The sequence below is a fragment of the Bradyrhizobium sp. UFLA05-125 genome (genome assembly GCF_059803515.1).
The window spans coordinates 1-1,076 of the sequence record NZ_JBANBJ010000176.1 but is presented as its reverse complement, the minus strand read 5'-3'; the positions used below and the strand labels follow the sequence as shown (position 1 = coordinate 1,076).

Here is a 1,076-nt window from a genome sequence, read left to right as displayed (position 1 = left end):
GTTTCGCACGTGCGATGCGGCCGGAGGCAAAGGCCTCGAACACCGGAAAGCGGCCGCCGCGCGTCAGCCCATGGATCAGCGCGGTGATGAACACGGTTTTACCGGCGCGCGACAGGCCGGTGACGCCGAGCCGGACGGTGGGGTTGAAGAAATGCCCGCCATAGTCGAGCAGCGCCCGGGCCGACAGGCGCGCCTCTTCGACCATATCCTGAATGCTGAATGCCATGGGGAAGGCGAGGGATCTCGTGCCGGCGGAATAGGCAAATTGGACTAGTCACAAAAGTGGCAACTGCCTGACGAAAATCAAGCTTCATACTTCCACCGCGTTTTGGGGTGAACCAGCCTTTGAACGGCTCGCCGACCACGAAAGACCCACGTAAGAGTGCCACAGCGTCGCCTTCGGACTGCCATGACCGTTTTCAGATTGAAACAACTCGCGTCGACCTCCGTCCATGCCGCAGCCGACGTGATCGGCTGGGACTATGACCGCGCCGAGCTGATCGCTGACGGCGTCATCCATGCCATCGGCGTGCTTCTGGGCGTCGTCGCGGCGACCGTTCTGGTGGTGCTGGCGGCAGTCAATGCGAACGCGGTCGACATCGTCGGTGTCTCGATCTACGTCGCCGGCCTGCTCTCGATGCTGGTGCTGTCTGCGACTTATAATCTCTGGCCGGTGTCGCCGGCCAAATGGATATTACGGAGGTTCGATCACTCCGCGATCTACCTCCTGATCGCTGCGACTTACACGCCGTTCATCCTGGAACTGAAGGACAGCACCTTCGCGCTGGCGCTGCTCGTCGGTGTCTGGTGCGTGGCGATCCTCGGCATCGTGCTCAAGCTCGGCTGGCCCGGCCGCTTCGACCGCGTCGCCGTCGGCATTTACCTCGCCATGGGCTGGAGTGGCCTGATGCTCTACGACGCCGTGGTCAACGCGCTGCCGACCATGGCTCTGTGGTTCGTGGTCGCGGGCGGCGCGCTCTATTCCTTCGGGGTGATCTTCCACGCCTGGCGGCGCCTACGTTTCCAGAATGCGATCTGGCACGGCTTTGTCTTGGCCGGCGCGGCGTGCCATTATA

2 protein-coding genes are annotated in these 1,076 nt (G+C 62.6%); one reads left to right on the top strand and one right to left on the bottom strand.

What is annotated here, in order from left to right; genetic code table 11:
- The coding region (locus tag SO156_RS45820) for a YcjX family protein (protein WP_498539461.1) at positions 1 to 226 on the bottom strand (226 nt) is incomplete at its 3' end.
- 183 nt (positions 227 to 409) lie between these two features.
- Between SO156_RS45820 and trhA the strand changes: the two genes are divergently transcribed.
- On the top strand, positions 410 to 1,076 hold a 667-nt coding region (trhA, locus tag SO156_RS45815; RefSeq protein WP_498539460.1), incomplete at its 3' end, for a PAQR family membrane homeostasis protein TrhA.